Genomic DNA, 22,367 nt, shown 5'->3' on the forward strand with positions numbered 1-22,367 from the left:
GGACAACGACCAATATCTAGCCCTACATTAGATAAACTTATTCTGATAGATAGCGACAACACAAGTTAGCGATGCCAGAAATGCATCTTCTTTTTATATGGGTTATCAATGGATTTTTGGAAAGACTCTTTAACATTGGGCGGCTAAAGGCATATGACTATTTTGCACAATCATCAGTAGTCTGTCCGTATTTTCAATATTTATTTTTTTGCGTTCAACAGATATGGCGCCGCAACCTTTTAATTCCTGAATGTGTCTATTTAAAACCGCCCTTGTAGTTCCAACTAATTTTGCCAGTTCACTGTTAGGGAGGTTATCAATCCTACTTAAACAGCCTTTATCTATATCAAAACTTTGAATCAATAGCTTAGACAAGCGTACTAATGTAGGACGCATGGTGAGATCTGCTGCCATATCCTCTAACATTCTTACATGAGAAGCCATGTATTTATATAAATGTTTTTGAGCTTGTGGATATTTATCCATCCAGAGCAGCATTTCTTCTTTTGTTATCATTAAAACTTCTGTTTCTTCAAGGGTTTCCCAATGAATTTTATGAGGCCGGTCATCTAATAAATTGAGAACATCAAAAACGTCTCCACTAGACAAAATAAAATTGGTACGTTCCTTTTCACTGATCTCATCAACTTGATATTCCTTAATTTTTCCCGTAACTACGATATAAAAAAAAGGAAGTGGTTTGTAAGCACCACTTAAATAGGTTCCCTTATCCCATTTTCTATACACCAATTTTTCCATCAATTCTGCTAGTGCATCTTTTGGGGTGGCTTTAAAAAATGTAGAGTCTTTAAGCGTTTCTATACTTCTTAGGTATTGAATGTTTTCAGTTTGCATGGTTAGTTGTTTTAGTTGATTTCTAGTAAAGTGATGAACCTGTTAAAATGTTCTCCACAAAGATTTAAGGATTCAGAGAAAATAACTAGTAAAATGAAGTACGGGAGGTTCGGAATTCGGAAAATTAAACCGGTCATGCATAATTTGAACGCTCCAAACCCAAATGAATCAGCTTATTGGATTCTTTTAAGGCTTAAGTGGAAGTAATATATGGGATTGCCTTTAAAAGGGATATTCAATTAAAAGCAAGCTGAAAACAGAAGTCAAATGCGCAGATAAGAACCGCCGGTTATTCGCAATAAATTGCCATCAGGATCATGTAAATAAATACATTCTTGTTCTTCTCTTTCTTCTGTGTAGCATGTATCCCTTGAAATAATAGGGATCTGTTGTCCCCAAAAAAAATGCTCAAGCTCTTCTATGGTCTTCTTGGAGAACAAATGAATTTCTGAGCTTCCCGGACATACATGACGAGGGGTGTATTTTGATGGAGAACCTAACTGATCTAAACAAATTTGCGGTCTGCTTTTAACACTACGATGATCCTTATCACCACTTACAATAACCTTGAGTCCCATTTTTTTGACATAGAACTCCCTTGATCTTTTTATAGAGGCCACTTTTAGTATTACTATATGTTCTAAGTCATGAAGTTCTAACATCGATATTATCTTTAAGGGTAACTAGTACTGCGTTTACTTTAACCTATTTTTTGCGAAGTTCTTAGCTTGGAGCATTCAGCCCTTATGCACCTTATTCTTTACTTGCAATAACGTTTTTAAGAATTGTCCTGAATGGAAAAACAAGCTATCAAACACCATTTTAAATTAGGCTACAAATTTCGAGATGATAGTAGTGAAAGGATGTTGAAAACTCGAAAAAGAAGTACAGATATCGGAAATTTAAACTTGATAAGAGGAACCAAAGCTTCTAAACTTTGCCGGAGTGGTCCCCTCTAACTTATTAAAGGAGCTATAAAAGGTAGATTTTGAGTGAAAGCCTGCTTCCATTCCAATACCTTCAATGGACAAATTCTTGGCCTTATCACTTTGGAAGAGTTCTTTGGCGTATTCCACTCTAAAATTATTGATATACGAGTTAAAATTTAAATTCAAAGCCTTATTAATGGCATACGAAATTCTCTTTGGGTGTATGTTCACAGCGTCTGCCAAATCTATAATGGTAAGATCTTGTTTTGTAAAACATTTAGAGGCCTCTATATATTCCTGAATCACACTTAACATATTCTCAACTTCTTCCTCAGAAACAAAATCCTGCTTTTTCTTAAGTTCCACCTGGGTTCCAGATTCAATTGTCATCTCTGGTTTCTCTAGGACATCCTCTTTTTTTGAGTCAGTGACTAAACTGCTCATTTCTTCCTGTAAACTAGTTATGTTCTGTTGCATCAAGCCTTGGTAGGATATCCAATAGATAAGCACAACATTGGCAATTGCAGTAAAGAGATACAGGATATTATTCCCAAAAAAATAATATTCCAACAAGAACAAGTGAAAAAAGATACTTCCGCAGACAAACCAAATTACCCAGTCCAAATTCCTATGCGTCAACAAGCTGTATTGATTTTCTAGTTCCCTACGGTGCATTCTCACCCAATTTAAGGTCAACATACATATAAAAAAGGTGTAGCCTATGCCTGCTGAAAAGTAAATCTTTTCCCAAATTGAATTGACCAGTAGCATTTTGGTCTGTATCGGCATAAAGAAAACAATTAAGCCTATTAATACCTCCAGTACGCCAGGGATCAAGGTCCAATAACTGGTCTTTCTATGTTCTAAAATGGAAACTTTTTGAATATAAATGTAGAATAAGGGGTAGGCTAAAAAATGAAATCCAAAAGGAAGCAGCTGTAATTGAGGGTAGGTTTTTAGAATATTAAGGTCGCCCAAAATATTAGTCACCGGTTCCAAAGAAAACAGTACGATAAAAAGCCCTAAGTAGTGTGTAGCTCGTTTTCTCTTGGTTCTCACAAGTATCAGCATCAACCCCAAGAGCAATCCTTGAACAACTCCCAAAGATTCTATAAAACTGATAAAGTTATATGTTATGTCCATCGTCAATAAAAAAATCAGATTGGCAAACTAATAGTATCACTTTCCTAAAAATTAGAACAAAAGATCGATTAATAATAAATATACCTCCGTAATATTTAAAAATAACCCATTGGAATAACCAAAAACCAAATATATATATTTTGTCTTCTTATTTACAAAAAGTCTTCCATTTTCAAATAAATTCCAAGTACAGTTTAAACTAATCTTCCCCCTTACTTAGGGAGTCTAAATTGCCTTTGCTTAGGAAAGCACTACAAGGGTTTAATCCTTTTTCTTTGGGTATTAAAAAATTGCCTGCTGTGGAAAACTTAATCTGGGTTAACTGCTACTTTAGTAGCAAAAGCCTTTTACCAATTACGCTAATTTAGCTTGTAGAAATACTAAAAACAATTCATAAACTTTTTAATAATGACAACACAAATATCCTCAACAAACAAATATCCAGATCTAAACACTAAATTTTGGTGGGTAGAAATTTTATTGGGAATAGGATTTATAGCCTTATCTTTTTGGTTCTTTGCTACTCCTGTAGAAACCTATATCTCTTTAGCGGTATTTTTTAGCTACGTCATGTTTATTTCCGGAATTTTTGAGATTATTAACGCTATTAGCTTAATAAAGACATCAAAACAATGGGTAATATTTCTTATTGGAGGTATCATAGATTTGGTACTGGGTTATCTATTAATTACCAATGAAAACCTTACTATGGAAATACTTCCTATTCTTTTAGGCATATGGTTTATTATTCGATCATTGGTATTTTTTATAACCTATGGTAAACTTAGAAATACCATTAAAAATTCCGGCTGGTTCTTGGTCGCAGCGATTTTCACTTTACTTTTTGCCTTGGCAATTTTGGCAAAACCTTTACTGGGGCAATTAACTTTGGTATACACCATCAGTTTTGCATTTTTATTTATGGGATTGTTTCGGTTAACATTGGGAATCAAAATGTTCAATACACACGAAAAATAGTTTAAGCAAATAATAATTAAAAATAAAACAATTATGAAAGAACATGATATTGATCACAGAGATCAACTGGCTCGTTTACATGATCGCCACAAAAGACTTTCGCTAATGGTTTATGACCATTTAAACGCAAATGAAGAAGATGAGATGATCAAGGCACACCAAGAAATGAAAGAAACAGCTAAGGAATTAGAACTACTGCAAAATAAATTACACGGAAGATAGATAGCTGTATCTTTTTAAAAAGTACAAACCGTTCGCAACCTATATGGAGTGAACGGTTTTTTTATGTAACTCTCAGTCTTTATCTTCAAAACGTTCCTTTATAAAATTTAGCCCCTTACGTTTAGTATTCTATTCCAATCCCGTATTGCAGCTCTATCAATCTCTATTCACTAATTACTGCTTTTAAGAGTCTAAAAAACCTCCTCTATAAAATTATTTTATTGATAATGCTGGGCGGCACACCGCTAATATCTTAATAGACGGTAGTACAACAACTTTAAAGGTTAGTGTATAAAGCTATTGAAAAGCATTTTTTTAACTCGGCGACAAACGAAAATCAGCTTTTTTATTTTAGAGTAAAACAGGGCATCTTATAGATAGTATGTTACTGGAATCCTTCACTCTTTTCTACTTCACTATACGCTTCGCAAAACACCTAAAGCCCCATCAAATATCACTTAATACACACCTAACGAAACACATAGCATGATAGGTTAAGAATTCAACAATTTCAAAAAAACAAACTTTAAATGAATAGGTTCTGCTACAAAAGTAGCAGAATCGGTTGCATAAGGAGTTTAAATTTGTTTAAGATTAATTTCTAAAAATAAATACTCAAACACTAACTTAAAATTAAAAAACATGAAAAAAGTAGTAGTATTCAGTTTAGTTCTTTTAGGGCTCGGTGCCCAAGCTTTCGCACAGGACATCCTCTATTCCGAAAAAATCAAAAAGGAAGATGTACCTGCAGCTATTATTGAAGCAGTTGAAGAAGATTACCCAGGTTTCACCATAGAGGAAATGGCCGCTATACCAGTTGAGTATGTTGAAAATGATGTATACATTAACAGAGATATAAACTCTATTGATGATTATGACACTTTTGATATTACTCTTGAAGGAAAAGGAAAAGAATTTACAGCTACCTATGATAAGTATGGAAATTTAATAAGTACATATGAACACATGAAAAATATTGCCCCTCCAGCTGCTGTTAGATCTGCTATTGCCAAAGCCTATCCCGGATGGATTATAAAAAAAGACGTTTATAATATGAGTAGTTATGAAGATGGTAAAGAACGTCAACGTTACAGAATGGAGTTGACCAAAGACAATGAAAAAATGCACGTTTACACCGACGCCAATGGAAAAATCCTCAATAAAACCAAAATAAGAAAAATGCACAAATAGAAACACATTTTTCCCATAATGGCAGAAAGTTAGCAACTTTCCATGAATTCTATTAGCAATTCATGGAAAGTTGCTATTGTTAATTACAAGGATAACTAATTGGATTGAATGTTAGTAATATAAATTAACCAAACTGGATATTTATGATTTGCACCTGTTTGCTTTAAACTTTCTTTCCTTCTTAATTAGCCTATGATTCACTTCCACAAATCCCCCCTGTAAACTTTGAAATTCAAATACAAAATCTATCAAATATAAAATGAAACTGAATTCGTAGAAGAAATACACCTCATTCTGGGACAACATTTTTTGTGAACACAAGTATTCAATATAATTTTTAAAAATTCATCCTGACGATAAAACATAATGAGAAGAAAATAATAAAGAATTTTAGCTATTTTAGCTTTGAATCATTTCACGACTAACTTACCTATAAACCTATACGTCCAAAAATGGAAAGTATCAAATTATACATCAACTATGTTGCAACCATAGTAGAAGCTATTGGAGTCTTAACCATATTTCTTGGGACAGTTATCGCACTTATTAAATTTGTTTTACATCAAAAGAAAAATGTCTCTAATAATTACATCACACTTCGACAGTCTGTTGGCAAGGCCATACTCTTAGGCTTAGAAATTCTGATTGCAGCAGATATCATGGCTACTGTAGTGACAGAACCAACTTTAAAATCTGTTACCATTTTAGGTTTAATTGTCTTGATTAGAACCTTTTTAAGCTTATCGCTACAAGTTGAATTAGAAGGAAAGTTTCCTTGGCAGAAAAGAGAAAAACCCCAATCCAAGAACTAGAAGATACATTTGATTTATAGAGAACATTAAAAAAAAGAATAAATACTTTAAAGATTCAATTTTAGATTAAAATACTTAGGAAGACCAAAAAATAATATTTTCTATATTATTTTAGGTATTTTTCTAATAAACTGTATAAATCTTTAGTCTTATAAGGTTTAGATAGAAAATCATTAATTGCATAGCCTTTTATCTTATCTTCTAACTCCTGCACCTCTGTTGCAGATAAAATAACAATCTTAATTTCTTTATTAAACTCCCTAATCATGGAAGTTGCTTCCAGACCGTTAAGTGTGGGCATATTGAGATCCATAAATACAAGATCAAAAGATTCTATTTTTAGCATTTCGATACCTTCTAGAGCACTATCTGCAGATTTTGCTACCATCCCGTACCTTTCAATATATTTTTTGGTCACCAACTGATTGATATGATTATCATCAATAATCAGTATTTTTTTTCCGGCAAACTCAGGTTTTCCGGGATTTAAAGAAGTGGGTTGGGAAACTTCTTCCATTTGATCTGTGGTGTCAAGCTCCAATTCAAAGTAAAAATTAGATCCCTTTCCAGTTTGACTTATTAATTGAATTTCTGAATTCATTTCTTTCAGCAACTTGGTAACAATGTTTAAACCAAGTCCGGTACCTGCGAATTTGGTTGTTTTTATAGAGCTCCCAAATTCTTTAAAAATTTCTTTTTGCTCTTCTTTAGAGATGCCAATACCATTATCTTTTACCTGAAATTTAAGCTTTACTCTTTTTTCTTTCTTTTGAATAAGATCAATCAATATCTGAACTTCGCCATCATTAGTAAACTTTAAGGCATTTCCGATAAGGTTAATTAATATTTGAGATAGCTTTATTTTATCGCCTATTAAAATTTGGGGGATTTCTTTATCGATTTTAACTTTTAATTGATTGTTATTCCGTTTCCTCATAAATTTCAACGAAATATTAATATCCCCTATAAGCTCCTGTAATTCAAATGGTTTATTTTCCAGTTTAATAGAACTTTGTGATTCTATTTTATTTAACGTAAGTACATCATTAACTAGATTAAGCAGATAATTAGCTGAGAATTTTAAAGACTGAAGTTCTTTTTTATGGGAAGAGAGTTCCGGATCCAAGAATAAATCGTTAGACAAACCAATGATACCATATAATGGTGTTCTAAGTTCGTGACTAACGGTAGAAAGGAATTTGGTTTTAACCCTTGCCATCTCTTCAGATTTTTCTTTGGCATCAAGATATTCCTCATTTTTTCTTTGAAGCTTTTGCATAAGAGCTGTTCTTTTTGTCCTTTCAAAAACAAAAAACAGCAATACCAATAATAGAAACACCAATAAAGTTACAGAGCCGATGAGTAATATTCTGTTTTTTTCTGCTTTTGCTGAAATAATTTTATTTTGAAGTTCTTTATTTCTAACCTGTTGTTCGATATTTTCGATCTTGATACGATGCTTTAAAATTGTATTAGATTCTTCTAGAACGCTTTTCAGTTTATTTTCAAACAGGCTATCTATTACTCTAAAGCTTTTATATGCTTCTTCATACTCGCCCAATTGCGCTAGGCTATGAATGTATCCCGAATAGGAATCTAACAGATAATCCAGCTTATGGTAATCCTTATAGTTTTTCAAAACAAATCCAAAATTTTCCTTTGCGCCAATAAAATCCTTTTTTAGAAAGGCATATTTTCCCTCCAGATAATGAAAATCTTCTTCTGGTATTTTAATGTCTGCCCTGGTCTCGTAAGCATTATAAACACGTAAAGAGTCTATATATGGCCTAGCCAGATCTGGCTCTTCAATTTTAAACAAATAGGCATCTGCAATATTAAGGGTGCTGGTGATTAACCGAAAGTTATCTTTTGCATGTTTAGCTATGGCAATTACTTCCTTATTTAATCGTATGAAATCTTCATACCTCTTTTCTTCCAGATATATATTAGCAAGATCAATTTTTGCAGCATTGATGAGGACGGTATCCTTCATTCTTTCAGCCATAATTATATTTTTATCAATATAATTGCGGGCCTGCTCTGTATTATCTAGTTTTAAATAGTCATTGGCAATGTAACTTCTGGACATCGCTAGTAGCAAAGAATCCCCAATCTTCTTTGCCAGTTCTAAATTCTTATGGTTATAGAGTATTGAAGCCAAGTAGTTCCCTTTATCAAATTCGATACCAGATTTTGCCATATTACTTTTTATAAAAGCAATGATTTCCTCCTTTGTAGAATCGGGAGAAATAGTAATTTCTTCCTCACTATTTTGAGCATACAGGAAAGCTGTAAATATCAAAAACATTAGTATGGTAAGTCGAAACTTCATTAGGGCTTAAAGATTTATGCTCAATACGATAAAAGTAATATTTTAAAGATAAAAGTCAGAATTAAGTTTGGAGTTAAATCATGAATTCACTAGTAAAAAAAACTATTTAAAATTAACAAAAAACATCTATTTGGTGATTTTATTAAATATACCTAAACGAATATTAAAACATCTCACCTAATTTGTTTTTTTACGAAAGAAAAACGCACTTCCATATAAGAATAAATGCAAAATTAATCGATTAAATAACACATCCTAATATTATTTAAGCTGATGGGATTTTTTATGTTTCATACAAAATAAAAGATGTTTAAAATAAGTATATTTTTTAACTCCTTAAAAATTACTCATAATGAAGTAAAAAATTAAATCAAAACCTAAACTCATGATTCTAGGTCCCTACCCCTATTTTACACTCTGGCTTTGATTCCATTTTTTGTATATCGCAATCATTCAGCCAGCATTAAATTTTAAGCTATATTTCTTCATTTTCACATCAACACATTGGCTAATTATATTTTTCTTTCGTCTATATTCTCTTCTCTTACTTTGTAAATTCTAATCTTACAAAAACCTCTTTTTTTGCTGATGCATTTTAACCTCTATAAATATCCTTTTATCTGAAAAAATGCCTACATATTAAAAAAAATGTAAGATTATTCCTTGTTTGTAATTATAATATTATATTTTTCTCTTAATTTAACATTCAAACTTCTTCCATAAGATATAAATACTATATTTGTTCACAGTTTATTGAGTAGATGATAGCAGTTTTACCTTTTTACAATATCCAAGTACTGGAGTACACTAATTTTCTATATTGGTCTTTTGTTATAGTAGCCGCTATAATTCTGGGGCTTGTTACTTTTTTCACCTATAGGTACACCACCAAATACAAAGCGAAAAGTCCAAAAGACAAACCACAAAATGGATCCTTAAACCATAAGTTTGAGGCTTTCGCCCTTATCACTTCTTTTCTCATCACTGTATTTTTTATGTTTTTTACCGTTCAATCGATGAAGGAGATACAAACCATACCTGATGATCCTAAGCCGGATATTATCATCACCGGGCATCAATGGTGGTGGGAAGCAGAATATCCAAATAGTAAAGTAATTACGTCTAACGAAGTTCATATTCCGGCAGGAAAAAAAGTATTATTAGCGCTTAATTCCGCAGATGTCATCCACAGCTGGTGGGTACCAGAATTAGGTCGGAAAATAGATATGATTCCCGGAATGACCAATTATATGTGGATGTATGCCGAAAAACCCGGAGAATATTTAGGGACTTGTAGTGAGTTCTGCGGAATGCAACACGCACGAATGCGTATACGGGTTATTGCCGATGATGAAGCGAATTTTAAAAAATGGCAGGAAGAACAACTGGAACCCGTGATTACTGAAGGCAGTGCACTTTTTGAAAAAGGGAGAAACCTCTTTGAGCAAAAAACCTGTACCAACTGCCACGCAATCAACGGAACCAGTTATAACGAAAATATTGGTCCAAATCTCACCCATTTTGCAAGCAGAAAGCGGTTTTTGGGAGATTTTAAAGAAGTAAATGCTACCAATTTAAGAGCTTGGCTTCATGACCCACAAAAGGTAAAAGAAGGCGCAAAAATGCCAAACTTTATCCTTTCTGACCAAGAACTCAATGCACTCGTAGAATATATTATACACCTTAAATGAGTCTATTTATAAACATACAAGAAGGCGAAGATCAACTTCCGGAAGTCACCTCAGATAAAGGAAGGTTACTCTGGATAAGCTCAGTAGACCATAAGCAATTAGGCATTATGTATTTATGGCTCGCCCTTTTCTTTTTTATTATCGGCGGGCTGGAAGCTATGCTCATTAGAGCACAATTAGCGGTTGGTGATAACGATCTGATTTCACCAGAATTTTACAACCAGCTTTTTACGATGCACGGTACCACGATGATCTTTTTGGTATTGATGCCCGCTCTCATTGGACTTGCTACCTACCTGATCCCGTTAATGATTGGAGCGAACGAAATGGCTTTTCCCAGATTGAACGCCTTTAGTTTTTGGATGACGTGTTTAGGTGGTTTCTTAATGTACTTTAGTTTTTTTGCCGGTGGCGCACCAGATGCAGGATGGTTCAATTACGCGCCGTTGAGTGAAAGCAACTACTCTTCAACTCAGGGTGTCGATTATTATTTGGTAGGACTTATTCTTACCGGAATGGGAAGTATAGGTGCCGGTCTTAATTTTGTGACCACTATTTTAACCCTACGCTCCCCAGATATCAAACTAAATATGCTTCCGCTATTTGCCTGGATGATATTTATCAATGGATTTTTAATATTGGCAGCCTTTCCCCTATTGAATGCAGGCCTTTTTATGATGCTTATCGATAGGCAATTTGATGCGCACTTCTTTATTCCTTCTTCAGGAGGTTCGGCCATATTATGGCAACATTTCTTTTGGTCGTTTGGACATCCTGAAGTGTATATTTTAGCATTGCCGGCATTCGGAATTATTTCTGAAGTGATCCCGGTTTTTTCAAGAAATAAGATTTTTGGATATAAATTCGTAGCTGCCTCTACCGTAGCCATTGCACTACTCGCCTTTGGCGTGTGGGTTCACCATATGTTTGCGGTGGGAATGACCAATACCGTAAACGGTTTTTTTGCGGCAAGTTCTATGCTGATCGGGATTCCAACAGGAGTAAAAGTCATTAACTGGATAGGTACTTTATATAAAGGAAGTATTAGAATGACGGTCTCAATGATGTTTGCCGTAGCTTTTTTAATCGATTTTACTATTGGTGGGTTAAGCGGCGCTTCTTTTGCAATCGTTCCCATCGATTGGCAATTAACCGATACCTATTACGTAGTAGCGCATATTCATTACGTATTTTTAGGAGGAACTGCCTTTGGGATCTTTGCAGGTATTTACTATTGGTTTCCTAAAATTAGCGGTCGTTTTCTTTCAGAAAAATTAGGCAAATGGCATTTATGGTTATTTGTGATAGGTTTTAATTTCACCTTCCTTGTTCAGCACGTACTCGGGATTTTAGGAATGCCCCGTAGAATTTATACCTATCCATCAAGATTTGGATCTTGGGAAATTTTCAATATGATCTCTACCTTGGGAGCGGTAATGATGTTTGTGGCCATTGCTGTTTTTCTGTGGAATTTATTCATTACCCTGAAAAAGCCACGTACTGCTCCCAAAAACCCTTGGGAGGCCTGGACCTTAGAATGGGCGACCAACTCCCCACCAGACTTAAAGAATTTTGAAGAAGTACCGCGAGTACACAGCAGACGGCCTTTGTGGGATTTGGCCAATCCCGATAATCCTGATAAGCGACTTAATTGATGAAGGATAAAGGAAAATTATTAATGCTTCTAATGATAGGCTCTGAAACGTTCTTTTTCATTGCCCTTATCATTGGTTATGTATATTATCGAAATTTTACGGAAGCTACCGATACGGTTGCTCAACACCTCGATGCCGTAAGGGCGGGGATTTTTACACTATTTTTAATTGCCAGCAGTGGCACCCTGATGATAAGTAAAAGAGCCCTGAATAAAGAAAATTTTAAAGGATTCAATATCTTCTTATTGCTTTCTATCGTATTGGGAATTGTTTTTATAACTGGACAGGTCACCGAATATATAGGACTTTATCAAAAACAAATCACCTTAAGTAAAGATGTATTTGGTTCCAGTTTCTTTACCCTAACCGGCTTTCACGGCTTTCACGTAATTTTAGGTATTTTGGCCCTGCTCATTTTATTAATAATGAGTTTGGGAAAATTAAGAAGAGTATCCATAGCCGGATTTGGCGGTGTTGAAGTTTACTGGCATTTTGTGGATGTTGTCTGGTTATTTGTTTTTTACTTTGTGTACATAACTCCTTTATTATGATAAATACAGATTTTTTCATAACTCCGGATAACTGGTCATTTGCAGGAATAATACTTTCTGTTTTGGTCATTGCAGCATACCTGTTGTTTTTAAAGACAAAAACTTCACAAAAGGCTTATTTTATAGTAACGGTAATCTTGTTATATGTAAGTTTTGGTTCTCCTATAGCCTTGCTCCGAGACTATGGTTTGCATAGTCTTACAATGCTTCAGCATATCGTTTTGTTGATGATTGCCCCTATCCTATTCTTAAAATCCATTCCATCAAATACAATTTTATTTTCAGAAAAATTTAAGCTGAATATCCTACAGCAACCGAAAAACTATTACCTAATGTTTTGGTGGTTAAGTGCAGTGATGATGTGGGGCGGACATTTTTTGAGCGCGGGCATTCTTTCCGCAGAAACCGGAACGTCCATTTGCGGTATTACCGCCACTAAAGATAGTTGGATCACAGCTATACCAGAAAGTCTTATTTTAAGCTTATTGTTTATTGCGGGAATATTATTTGCATTGCCGGTTTTTAATCCTGTTAAAAGCAAACGCCTAGCTCCTTTAAAAAGTGTGATTTATCTTTTTACAGCCTGTGTAAGTTGCTCATTATTGGGATTATATGTAGCTTTTTCGGCAAGCACAGATACCTTAAACAGTTCATTAACAGCATTTACCACATTAAGAAGTCCGGTTCCTTTAACTTTAAGAGCAGATCAGGAATTAGCAGGAATGTTAATGTGGGTGCCCGGATGTATTCTTTATGTATTGGCTTCGGTGTCCATTTTACTGAGCTGGTATGAAGAAAATCCGGTAGAAAAGTCTGAAACAGCAATCCATACAGCGAAATAAGAAGATGATGAACCAAGAAGAAAAATATAAAGCAAAACCCGAAGAACTTCCCAAACCTACCTATTGGCCATTCTTTCTGGCTTTTGGAATAGTATTTATCTTTTGGGGAATCTTAACCAACTGGTTTTTATCGGGAATGGGCGCTATCGTTTTTGTGGTAGCACTTATCGGCTGGATTGTAGAAATCAATAAAGAAATTAAACACGATGAAGAATAATGGCTTGTAATTGCGAAAATCAAAATCCACCAAATAACAACAAGGAGTCACTCGACAGAAGAAGTTTTATGACAAGGATCACCTTGGGCGTAGGAGCTTTTTTTGCCGCGGTACTGTCTTTTCCTTTAGTCGCTGCAATGCTAGATCCTATCATCAGGAAAAAAACTGAAGTCTGGCGTTCCGTAGGAAAATTAACCGATTTCAAAATAGGCGAAACAAAAATGGTTACTTTTGAAAATGCCTCGACCTATGAATGGAGTGGTGGCATTGCACGTTCTGCAGCCTATGTAAGACGCAAAGAAGATGATAGCTTTTTAGCCTTATCGGTAAATTGTGCGCATTTAGGTTGCCCCGTACGATGGGTAGAAAAATCAGAAATCTTTCTTTGTCCCTGTCACGGCGGAGTTTACCATAAAGATGGATCCTGGGCCGCAGGTCCACCACCCCGCGGAATGTTTGACTATGAAGTAAGAGTACACAACAATAACGTACAGATTAAAACACAAAACATCCCCATAACCAACCTAACATCGTGAAAAAGGCTTTAAAAAACATATGGAATTGGGTAGATGACCGTGGAGGACTAAGCGAATTAGTGAAACCACTCACCACTCATTTGGTGCCACCGGAATCTAAATGGAATTACGTTTGGGGAAGTGCCACCCTATCCTGTCTTATTATTCAGGTAGTTACAGGGATTGCTTTAGCATTTCTCTATCAGCCCTCAGCAGACGTTGCCTACCAATCACTTCAATACATAGAAAATCAAGCTTTTTTAGGGAGTTTTATAAGAGGCTTGCATAATTGGGGAGCTTCAGGAATGGTATTGCTAATGGGGATGCATATGATTCGTGTGTATCTTTTTGCTGCGTACAAATATCCACGCGAAATGAGTTGGATCACCGGAGTGGTACTAATGGCACTCACTATTGTAATGGCCTTCACGGGACAATTACTGCGTTGGGATGATAACGGGGTTTGGTCTAGTGTAGTCGCCGCTGAACAAATGGGAAGAATTCCATTGATAGGTGACAGTATAGCCCACTTTTTAATGGGAGGTGAAAATATTAATGGCGAAACATTAAATCGTTTTTTCTCTCTTCACGTATTTGTGATTCCCGCGTTGCTTTTCAGCTTTGTGGCCTACCACTTATTTTTGGTGTTTAGAAACGGAATTTCTGAACCACCTAAAGTAGGACGTTATTTAAATCCGAAAACCTATAGAAATTGGTACGAAAATATGCTAAAGGAAAAAGGAGTTCCCTTTTTCCCAAATGCTATTTGGAGAGATGCGGTTTTTAGCGCGCTAGTACTTATCGTTTTAGTTTTTATAGCTTGGTTTGTGGGCGCACCAGAATTGGTAGGCGCACCAGATTTAACGAATGTAAAAGTAGATCCTAAACCCGATTGGTATTTCACCTGGATATTCGCCATTTTCGCCTTAATGCCCAGAGATATTGGTTCTTATGTCATTATGCTCGGACCCGTATTAACCATCACGGTTCTTTTAGCCGTTCCGTTTTTATCCAAAGGCGGCGAACGTAGTCCACTAAAAAGACCTTGGGCCATAGGTGCGGTCGCTTTTTTAATTATTACGATTTGCGGACTTTGGTACATAGGAGATGTAGAACCTTGGCATCCAAAATTCGATGCCGAACCACTTTCAGAATATACCACCGTACCCGAAGCAAAACCTTCAGTGCAACGAGGTATCAATGTATTCAATACAGCAGGTTGTCTGTACTGTCATAAGATTAATGATCAAGGTGGAATTCGGGGTCCAAATTTAACCAATGTTCAAAACAGGCTCACTAAAGAACAAATAATTATAAGAATCGTAAACGGGGCAGAAAATATGCCGGCTTACGGAGGTTCGCTTTCCAAAGAAGAACTTGAAGATGTGGTGGACTTCCTGCTGAAGGATAAAAAAGGGTCCAACCCAAATAACTAATAATACTATACAAACACTATTTTAATATGAAAGAAGCTATACGGTTTACAACAATAGCATTAATTATTGTCGCCCTCATCGTTTGCACGGCAATCTGGCCTGCCTGGGGATTTTCAATAATGGCAGCCGCTATCATTATCTTGGGTATTTATGATATCGTTCAAAAAAAGCATTCCATCACCCGAAATTTCCCTGTCCTTGGTCATATGCGTTTTCTACTGGAACTCATTGGTCCAGAATTGCACCAATATTTTGTAGAAAGTGATACCGATGGCAAACCTATTGACAAGAATCATCGCAGTTATATCTACGAGCGAGCCAAAAAAGAAAAAGAAAATCATCCTTTTGGTACCGAATTAGACGTTACCCAGCAAGGCTATGCCTGGATGGAACACAGCATTTATCCTACCAAAAAACTAGATCAAGCTCCCCGAGTGACCATAGGCGGACCGGATTGTAAACACCCCTATTCTGCCAGCTTATTCAACATTTCGGCAATGAGTTATGGTGCGTTGAGTAGTAATGCGGTAATGGCACTTAACAAAGGAGCAAAAGCTGGAAACTTTTTCCACGATACCGGAGAAGGTGGTATTTCAGATTACCACAGAAAAGGAGGCGATTTGGTATACGAAATAGGAACCGGTTATTTTGGTTGTCGAACAGAAGATGGAAATTTTTCAGCTGAAAAATATGAAAAAGTTGCCGCCTATCCGGAAGTAAAAATGATTGAAATTAAAATCTCCCAAGGTGCTAAACCCGGTCACGGAGGCGTATTACCGGCGGCTAAAAACACCGAAGAGATTGCAGAAATACGAGGAGTAAAACCACATACAGATGTATTATCACCTCCGGGACACTCTGCATTTGATTCCCCTGAAGGTTTACTGAAATGGATCCAACAACTCCGTGATTTATCCAATGGAAAACCTATTGGGTTTAAACTATGTATTGGTAACAAAAAAGAATTTATTGATATCTGCGAAGCAATGAAAGCCACCGGAATAAAACCTGACTTTATTACCGTAGATGGTGCTGAAGGTGGTACGGGAGCTGCCCCCATTGATTTCTCAAATTATGTGGGAATGCCGTGGGAAAAAGCACTTGTTTTTGTAGTAGATACGCTAAGAAAATATGATTTAAAAAAGGATATAAAGATTATTACCGCTACAAAAATCTTTACCGCTTTCGATATTTTCCGTGCTTTATGCTTAGGCGCAGACCTTTGTAATTCAGCTCGTGGAATGATGTTAGCATTGGGATGTATTCAAGCTTTAAAATGCAACACCAATCAATGTCCTACGGGAGTAACTTCTAACGATCCTAAATTTATGAGAGGGCTTGTGGTAGAAGATAAGTGGAAACGTGTAAGAAACTACCACGAAGAAATCCTAAAAGATTTCCTAGAGCTTTTTGCAGCTGCCGGTTGTTCCAATCTTGAAGAATTAAATCGTAGCCTAATTCATAAAAAAGTAGGAGAAGAAATCGTAAGTTACGATAGCATCTATCCTGAAACTGTTAGAATATAGACAAAGACACCACTAGCTAGGTTTTAGAAGCAAGAAACAAGAGGAGAGAACGGATTGATTTGAAAATTTGATAATGATATAATCAAAATTTAAACCTTGAACTTTCTAACTCTAAACTTTTAAGCTTTCAATCTAACGGCGTCTGAGTGATTGCGAAGAAGGAGCAATAATACCGAAGCCAGAGTGGAGTAGAATCTAGAATCAGGAAACAAGACGATATAATGGATTGATTTGAAAACTTTAAACCTTTCAACTCTTAACCTCAAATGTCGCTTCTAGTAATTTTATTATGGCGACAGCGGAGATAAAATTTTATCGATAAGTAACTGAAAAATAGATTTTAATGAAATTAGAATCTGGAATACAGAAGATAGACATTATTGTACTGAACCTTAATCTACAATAACGAAACGATCTAAGTTCTAAAATATAGTAAACCGATCAACTCCATACTTTTTGATAAGCGGGAGATGATCGGTTTATTTTTTAATGTACCTCAAGATAAAGTTCCAGAGGTGAATAGAAATTATTCTGATTTACTCTTTTTAAAAAAGCTCTTTTAGATATTTAAAGTTAGATTTAGCATTGTCAATAACCTCGGCAGTTCTTCCATTCAACATTAATTTACTCATACTTTTAGCAAAGCCTTTCATTTGTTCAAATTTAATTTCAGGAGGCATTGCCAGTGCAGCAGGATCGGTATAAATATTGACGAGTGCAGGACCTTTATGGGCAAAAGCTTCCTCAATGGCAAGCGCTACATCGGTCGATTTTTTAGCTTCCCAAGCTTTAATGTTCATGGCCGCTGCTAATTTTGCAAAATCCGGGTTATCCATATCCGTTTGCCAATCTGGATAACCTTCAACTTCCATTTCCAATTTCACCATTCCTAAACAACGGTTATTAAAAACGATAATTTTTACAGGAATTTTATACTGGCTAATGGTCATTAAATCACCTAAAAGCATGGTAAGTCCGCCGTCACCACAAAGCGCTACAACTTGTCGGTCGGGATGACCTAAGCCGGCGCCCATAGCCATAGGCATTGCATTTGCCATCGAACCGTGATTAAATGAGCCTGTTAGGTATCTGTTTTTTCTTCCTTTTAAATAACGTGCCGCCCATACAGCAGACATTCCTGTATCTACGGTAAAAATAGCATCGTCTGTGGCCAATTTATCGATAAGCGAAGCGACATATTCAGGATGTATTTTTTCCTGTTCACTTTTTGCATCTACATAACTAGCATATTTTTCCTCTAAATCTTTATGTAACTCCCGCATTTCTTTTAAGTAGCTATCATCTGTCTTAGCAGTTATTTGCGGCAATAATGTGGTTAGCGTGTCTTTGATGCTTCCGTGATACCCATAATCTACTTTCGCCCTTCTTCCTATACGTTCAGGCTTCGTATCTATTTGTATGATGATATTTTTTTCCGGAAGAAATTCAGTATAAGGAAAATCGGTTCCCAATAACAACAATACCTCAGCTTCGTGCATCGACTTAAAGCCAGATTTGTTACCCAATAATCCGTTAAGGCCTACTGCATAATCATTATCTTCTTTATCAAAGAAAATTTTTCCGCGAAAGCTAAAGCCCAATGGAGCATTTAGTTTTTCTGCCAAGTGCATCACTTCTTGCTGAGCATCACGACAGCCGTGACCGGCGTAGAGCATTATTTTTTTATGACTATTAATTACTTCAGCGAGTTCTTTTATTTTTTCTTCAGAAGGAATAACTCTGGAATCGGTGAAATAGTTTTGTTCAGCGGTTGTTACTTCTTTAGCATCTGCGGAAGCGATATCGCCCGGTAAACCAACTACTCCTACTCCTTTTTGTTGAATGGCGTGTTGAATGGCCGACTGGAATCCGTGAACCGCCTGAACGGGGGTATTGGCCATAAAACAATATTTGCTACAGTCGTCGAAAAGCTTGGTAACATTGGTTTCCTGAAAATTGTCCAGACCGAGTTTATCGGTAGTTACGGTTGAAGCAATGGCAATTACAGGATTTCCCGCGCGGTTGGCATCGTAAAGGCCATTTACCAGATGAACGTGTCCGGGGCCGCTACTTCCCATACAGCAACCAATTCCGTCAAGTTCAGCATCCATAGAAGCCGCATAGGCTCCCGCCTCTTCGTGCCTTACGTGTATCCATTGCAAACGCCCGTCCCTACGAACGGCGTCGTTCACAGGATTCAGGCTATCACCGGTTACGGCATAAACTCTTTTGACACCGGCGTTTACCAGCATTTCCACTAAAATATCTGCAACATTTTTAGACATAAACCTTAATTTTTAAAATAATTTTATCGTAATACTTAAACCATTAAAAATAGCATAATTTTTTATGGATTTTAGGCGGTTACAATTATTTAACTCCTTTTTAAAACTTAAAGAACTCATTCCCCCTATTTAATAAAGAAAAAACTGGTAGAATAACCAGATGAACGATGATGGGCAAGCTAGTTATTCTAAAAAGGAATATTTCTGAAAGTAAGCTATCGATAGTCCTTATCAACTATCATAGAATTTTCATTAGCTATATGCTAAAAACCTCCTAACATTAGGAGTTATTTAAAGAGTTTAAAAACAGCTTAAGAAACTATAGAGCTAATTTTAAGGTGTAGCTAAGAAGCTTTTTGTTTGGTATGAAAACACTGTTGAAGCATTCGGTACAATTCTGGGTGCTTCTTTTTCATTCGTTCAGGGTTTTCGAAAAAATATTCAGAGGCGACGGCAAAAAATTCGGCCTCGTTGGTCCCTCCATAACGTCTTATATCAGATTGATCGATGTTGATTGCTTCCATCTCTTTATGAATGCGCTTTAGCCAAGGCATGACATAACGGTGTTCAATCAAACGTTCGGGGACTCCGTCTGTAACGCCATCCACTTTATCTATAAGATGAACAAACTCATGGATGCCTGTATTATGCAAGTCTTTAGTTCTATCAAAACCTTCATGCAATGCTGTTCGGGATAAAATCATTTGGTGCTCAAATTGTCCGTTTCCTACCATTCCTGCAATAAAACGTTCTTTATTAGCAGCATCAAAATTCAAATCTTCATTAAAGTGGTCTGGATAAATTAAAACCGTACTTAAATTACTATAGTGCCATTCACTAAAAGCAAATACCGGAATTACCGCACTTGCAGCAACCAACACAGTATCTAGATCGTCTATTTTAAAACCTACTCCCTCAATATAGGTTTCACTTAAGAAAGTCATCATACGTTGTTGAAATCGATTTTGCTCTGCGGCGGAAAGCTCTTTATAGAAATGAACATGAGTTGTTAAGAGCGTATGCCAATCTTTTGGAAATTGTTCCTTTTTTCTAGAGCTTGTTTTCCTAAAAGCATAGATGCCAAACAAAATTAATAGGAATGCGAGAGATAATGCTAGTACCATATAGAATTTAAAAAGTAGTAAATCTAGTGAAATTGGTTTTTAAACAAAAAAAAGATATTAAAAATAATATCTTTTAATAGCACGCTTTCAATCAACTACAAAATACTGTTTATTAATTAGTTATTTTATATTTAATTCAAAGAGAGGTAGTGACTATTCCAAAATCAGCAAATGTGAATAGCAAAATTGAAATTTCAATATATTCGACTTTGCTTATAAACTCTTCTTTTTAATGAGATTGATAAATTCTTCTTTTATACCATCACAAATAGAAACCGAATTATGGGTACAATTTTTTAAAACAACTGGATCAAAAGCGGTAATTTTTATTTTTGAAGGTTTAAATTCTTTACACTGCAACTGGGTAAACATATTTAACGCTGCTTTTGAAGTAGCATAAGCGGTCATACAATAATTTGCGTAGCAGAAATCTTCATCCTTCATCTTATCAATATCTCCCAGAGCACTCGTGATATTAATAATACTCGGATCATCACTTTTCTCAAGCAGGGGTTTGAACAGTTGAATTATTCTTATAACCGCAAAGAGATTAGTCTCATAAACTTGTTTTACTTCATCGATAGTGATCTGTTCAATTTTTTGACCGAAACCATTTGCAATTTCTGCATTATTAATCAGCAAATCCAATTTTCCAAATTTTGAATAAATCTGTGCTTTAAGTTCGGTTAAACATTCTAGAGCGGTAAAATCTGTTTTAACAAGTTTATAGTCGTTGAGTGCTCCTCCTTCTTCAGAAAGAATTTCATAGCTTTTTTTGCTCGCCGCAAGAATTACCTCATAGTCATGATTCAACAAAATATTGGCAAAAGTTTTTCCTAACCCATTTCCTGCTTCCGTGACAACTGCTACCCTTTTAGATTTCATGACTTTTCATAATTATAATGTGCAAATTTAAGTATATACTTTTCAAAAAAGAATGATTCTACTTTAATGAATGACTTAAAAATTTTTACTATTTAACCGCAATATATGTTCCACTATTTTATTCAGATTGGCGAAATTTATTGGGGGTTGTACCACTCCACTTTTTAAAAAAACGTGTAAAATGAGTAGGTTCCTGAAAATTAAGACGGTATGCTATCTCGCCCACATCCAGACCTGAAAACTTCAATAAACTTTTACTTTCTAAAAGAAGTCTTTCCTGAATAATATCTTTTGCGCTTTTTCCGGTTAATTTCTTTACGGTAGTTGTAAGGTAATTTGGCGTAATATTCAATTTTTCAGCATAATCACTTACATTTTTGGTATCTACATACATTTTATCTACCAATATTTCAAATTTCTGAGTAATCACCTGTGCTCTAGTCAGATGATTTTCGGTTGATTTATAACGCTCATAAACCGCTTTACAGTAATACAAAAACGACACCAACATTCCTTCAAGCATTTTTTCCTGATAAGGATGCGGATTTTGAAAAACCGAAAGTATTCTCTGGGCATCAAAATAGAGCGTATCATGTTCTTCTTTGGTAAGCATCAACAAGCTTCTTTCAGACATTTTTAAAAACGGAAAATCTTCGATCACATTATCAACCACATTCATTAAAAATTCTTTTCTGAACATGATATTAAAGCCAGCCATTTTTTCATCGCGAACCCAGGAAAAAACCTGTCCCGGTACCACAAACCACAGCGGATAATCCTCTAGCGTTAGCCAGTCTGTATTTAGATTTAACTTACTTTCACCCACATAGCTTAACAGCCCAATTTGGTAAAATCCTTGCCTGTAAGGAGGCATACATCGCCGTGAAGATGGCTCTAACCGCTCTAAAGAATAGACATCAAAATTAGGAATATGGCTTCTGTGAGGAAAGCCCATTGCCTCATTAAGATCATTGCTGGTTTCATAAACCGGAATTACAGTTGGGGTCATCGTATAAAAGTATTAAATAATGACCTAAATGATATTTTTTTTAAATCTAAATTATCTTCTCTATACAAAAAAAACTTATTTAACGGATTGATATTTAACTTTACACCAATAATTTATAGCTTATTAAATCGTTCTTTTTTTGAACCGATTTTTGAATATAATTATCGGC

General features: G+C 35.5%; 20 protein-coding genes. 12 read left to right on the forward strand and 8 right to left on the reverse strand.

Features of this window, described 5'->3' with window-relative positions:
* Nucleotides 1–129 precede the first annotated feature (129 nt).
* The 3 genes from FVB9532_RS08600 to FVB9532_RS08610 form a co-directional block, all read right to left on the reverse strand.
* Entirely contained in the window at nt 130–855 is a 726-nt protein-coding gene (locus FVB9532_RS08600; RefSeq protein ID WP_150544809.1) for a Crp/Fnr family transcriptional regulator, read from the reverse strand.
* A gap of 263 nt (nt 856–1,118) precedes the next feature.
* On the reverse strand, nt 1,119–1,517 hold the full coding sequence (locus tag FVB9532_RS08605) for a VOC family protein (protein ID WP_150544810.1): 399 nt from the start codon (nt 1,515–1,517) through the stop codon (nt 1,119–1,121).
* 240 nt (nt 1,518–1,757) lie between these two features.
* Nucleotides 1,758–2,927: a helix-turn-helix domain-containing protein gene (locus FVB9532_RS08610; protein ID WP_150544811.1), complete on the reverse strand. Its 1,170-nt coding sequence runs from the start codon at nt 2,925–2,927 to the stop codon at nt 1,758–1,760.
* Nucleotides 2,928–3,335: 408 nt separating this feature from the next.
* On the opposite strand from FVB9532_RS08610, the gene FVB9532_RS08615 reads away from it, so the two are divergent.
* The 4 genes from FVB9532_RS08615 (at nt 3,336) to FVB9532_RS08630 (ending at nt 6,130) form a co-directional block, all read left to right on the forward strand.
* Entirely contained in the window at nt 3,336–3,905 is a 570-nt protein-coding gene (locus FVB9532_RS08615; RefSeq protein ID WP_150544812.1) for an HdeD family acid-resistance protein, read from the forward strand.
* Between the two features lie 33 nt (nt 3,906–3,938).
* Nucleotides 3,939–4,127, forward strand: a complete 189-nt coding sequence (locus tag FVB9532_RS08620; RefSeq protein WP_150544813.1) for a hypothetical protein — start codon at nt 3,939–3,941, stop codon at nt 4,125–4,127.
* Between the two features lie 642 nt (nt 4,128–4,769).
* On the forward strand, nt 4,770–5,318 hold the full coding sequence (locus tag FVB9532_RS08625; protein ID WP_150544814.1) for a hypothetical protein: 549 nt from the start codon (nt 4,770–4,772) through the stop codon (nt 5,316–5,318).
* A gap of 452 nt (nt 5,319–5,770) precedes the next feature.
* Complete coding sequence (locus tag FVB9532_RS08630; RefSeq protein ID WP_150544815.1) at nt 5,771–6,130, forward strand: DUF1622 domain-containing protein; 360 nt, start codon at nt 5,771–5,773, stop codon at nt 6,128–6,130.
* A 106-nt stretch (nt 6,131–6,236) separates the two neighbouring features.
* Here FVB9532_RS08630 and FVB9532_RS08635 read toward each other — a convergent pair whose 3' ends face one another.
* The gene (locus FVB9532_RS08635; protein ID WP_150544816.1) at nt 6,237–8,462 is read right to left on the reverse strand and encodes an ATP-binding protein; all 2,226 of its coding nucleotides are present in this window, start codon (nt 8,460–8,462) and stop codon (nt 6,237–6,239) included.
* A gap of 761 nt (nt 8,463–9,223) precedes the next feature.
* Here FVB9532_RS08635 and coxB point away from each other — a divergent pair.
* The 8 genes from coxB to FVB9532_RS08675 are packed head-to-tail and all read left to right on the forward strand — an operon-like array spanning nt 9,224 to nt 16,895.
* Entirely contained in the window at nt 9,224–10,153 is a 930-nt protein-coding gene (coxB, locus tag FVB9532_RS08640) for a cytochrome c oxidase subunit II (protein ID WP_150544817.1), read from the forward strand.
* Complete coding sequence (gene ctaD, locus FVB9532_RS08645; RefSeq protein WP_013070890.1) at nt 10,150–11,808, forward strand: cytochrome c oxidase subunit I; 1,659 nt, start codon at nt 10,150–10,152, stop codon at nt 11,806–11,808. Before coxB ends, ctaD begins: the two co-directional genes overlap by 4 nt.
* Complete coding sequence (locus FVB9532_RS08650) at nt 11,808–12,359, forward strand: cytochrome c oxidase subunit 3 (protein WP_150544818.1); 552 nt, start codon at nt 11,808–11,810, stop codon at nt 12,357–12,359. Before ctaD ends, FVB9532_RS08650 begins: the two co-directional genes overlap by 1 nt.
* The gene (locus FVB9532_RS08655; RefSeq protein ID WP_150544819.1) at nt 12,356–13,201 is read left to right on the forward strand and encodes a cytochrome c oxidase assembly protein; all 846 of its coding nucleotides are present in this window, start codon (nt 12,356–12,358) and stop codon (nt 13,199–13,201) included. The genes FVB9532_RS08650 and FVB9532_RS08655 overlap by 4 nt, the downstream gene beginning before the upstream one ends.
* 7 nt (nt 13,202–13,208) lie before the next feature.
* Nucleotides 13,209–13,418, forward strand: coding sequence for an aa3-type cytochrome oxidase subunit IV (gene ctaF, locus FVB9532_RS08660; RefSeq protein WP_150544934.1), 210 nt, complete (start codon nt 13,209–13,211; stop codon nt 13,416–13,418).
* Nucleotides 13,418–13,954, forward strand: a complete 537-nt coding sequence (locus tag FVB9532_RS08665) for a QcrA and Rieske domain-containing protein (protein WP_150544820.1) — start codon at nt 13,418–13,420, stop codon at nt 13,952–13,954. Before ctaF ends, FVB9532_RS08665 begins: the two co-directional genes overlap by 1 nt.
* Entirely contained in the window at nt 13,951–15,369 is a 1,419-nt protein-coding gene (locus FVB9532_RS08670; protein WP_150544821.1) for a cytochrome b N-terminal domain-containing protein, read from the forward strand. The genes FVB9532_RS08665 and FVB9532_RS08670 overlap by 4 nt, the downstream gene beginning before the upstream one ends.
* Before the next feature lie 26 nt (nt 15,370–15,395).
* The gene (locus tag FVB9532_RS08675; RefSeq protein ID WP_150544822.1) at nt 15,396–16,895 is read left to right on the forward strand and encodes an FMN-binding glutamate synthase family protein; all 1,500 of its coding nucleotides are present in this window, start codon (nt 15,396–15,398) and stop codon (nt 16,893–16,895) included.
* A 545-nt stretch (nt 16,896–17,440) separates the two neighbouring features.
* Here the strand turns inward: FVB9532_RS08675 and FVB9532_RS08680 are convergent.
* The 4 genes from FVB9532_RS08680 to FVB9532_RS08695 all read right to left on the reverse strand — a co-directional run bounded on the left by FVB9532_RS08680 (nt 17,441) and on the right by FVB9532_RS08695 (nt 22,198).
* The gene (locus FVB9532_RS08680) at nt 17,441–19,180 is read right to left on the reverse strand and encodes a thiamine pyrophosphate-dependent enzyme (protein ID WP_150544823.1); all 1,740 of its coding nucleotides are present in this window, start codon (nt 19,178–19,180) and stop codon (nt 17,441–17,443) included.
* 344 nt (nt 19,181–19,524) lie between these two features.
* A complete protein-coding gene (locus tag FVB9532_RS08685; RefSeq protein ID WP_150544824.1) occupies nt 19,525–20,304 on the reverse strand; it encodes a M90 family metallopeptidase in 780 nt (259 codons plus the stop codon).
* Between the two features lie 213 nt (nt 20,305–20,517).
* Nucleotides 20,518–21,189, reverse strand: coding sequence for an SDR family NAD(P)-dependent oxidoreductase (locus tag FVB9532_RS08690; protein WP_150544825.1), 672 nt, complete (start codon nt 21,187–21,189; stop codon nt 20,518–20,520).
* A gap of 118 nt (nt 21,190–21,307) precedes the next feature.
* Complete coding sequence (locus FVB9532_RS08695) at nt 21,308–22,198, reverse strand: helix-turn-helix domain-containing protein (RefSeq protein ID WP_150544826.1); 891 nt, start codon at nt 22,196–22,198, stop codon at nt 21,308–21,310.
* Nucleotides 22,199–22,367: the final 169 nt, after the last annotated feature.

The sequence above is a fragment of the Mesonia oceanica genome, assembly GCF_902499555.1.
In the GTDB taxonomy this organism is placed as follows: Bacteria; Bacteroidota; Bacteroidia; order Flavobacteriales; family Flavobacteriaceae; genus Mesonia; species Mesonia oceanica.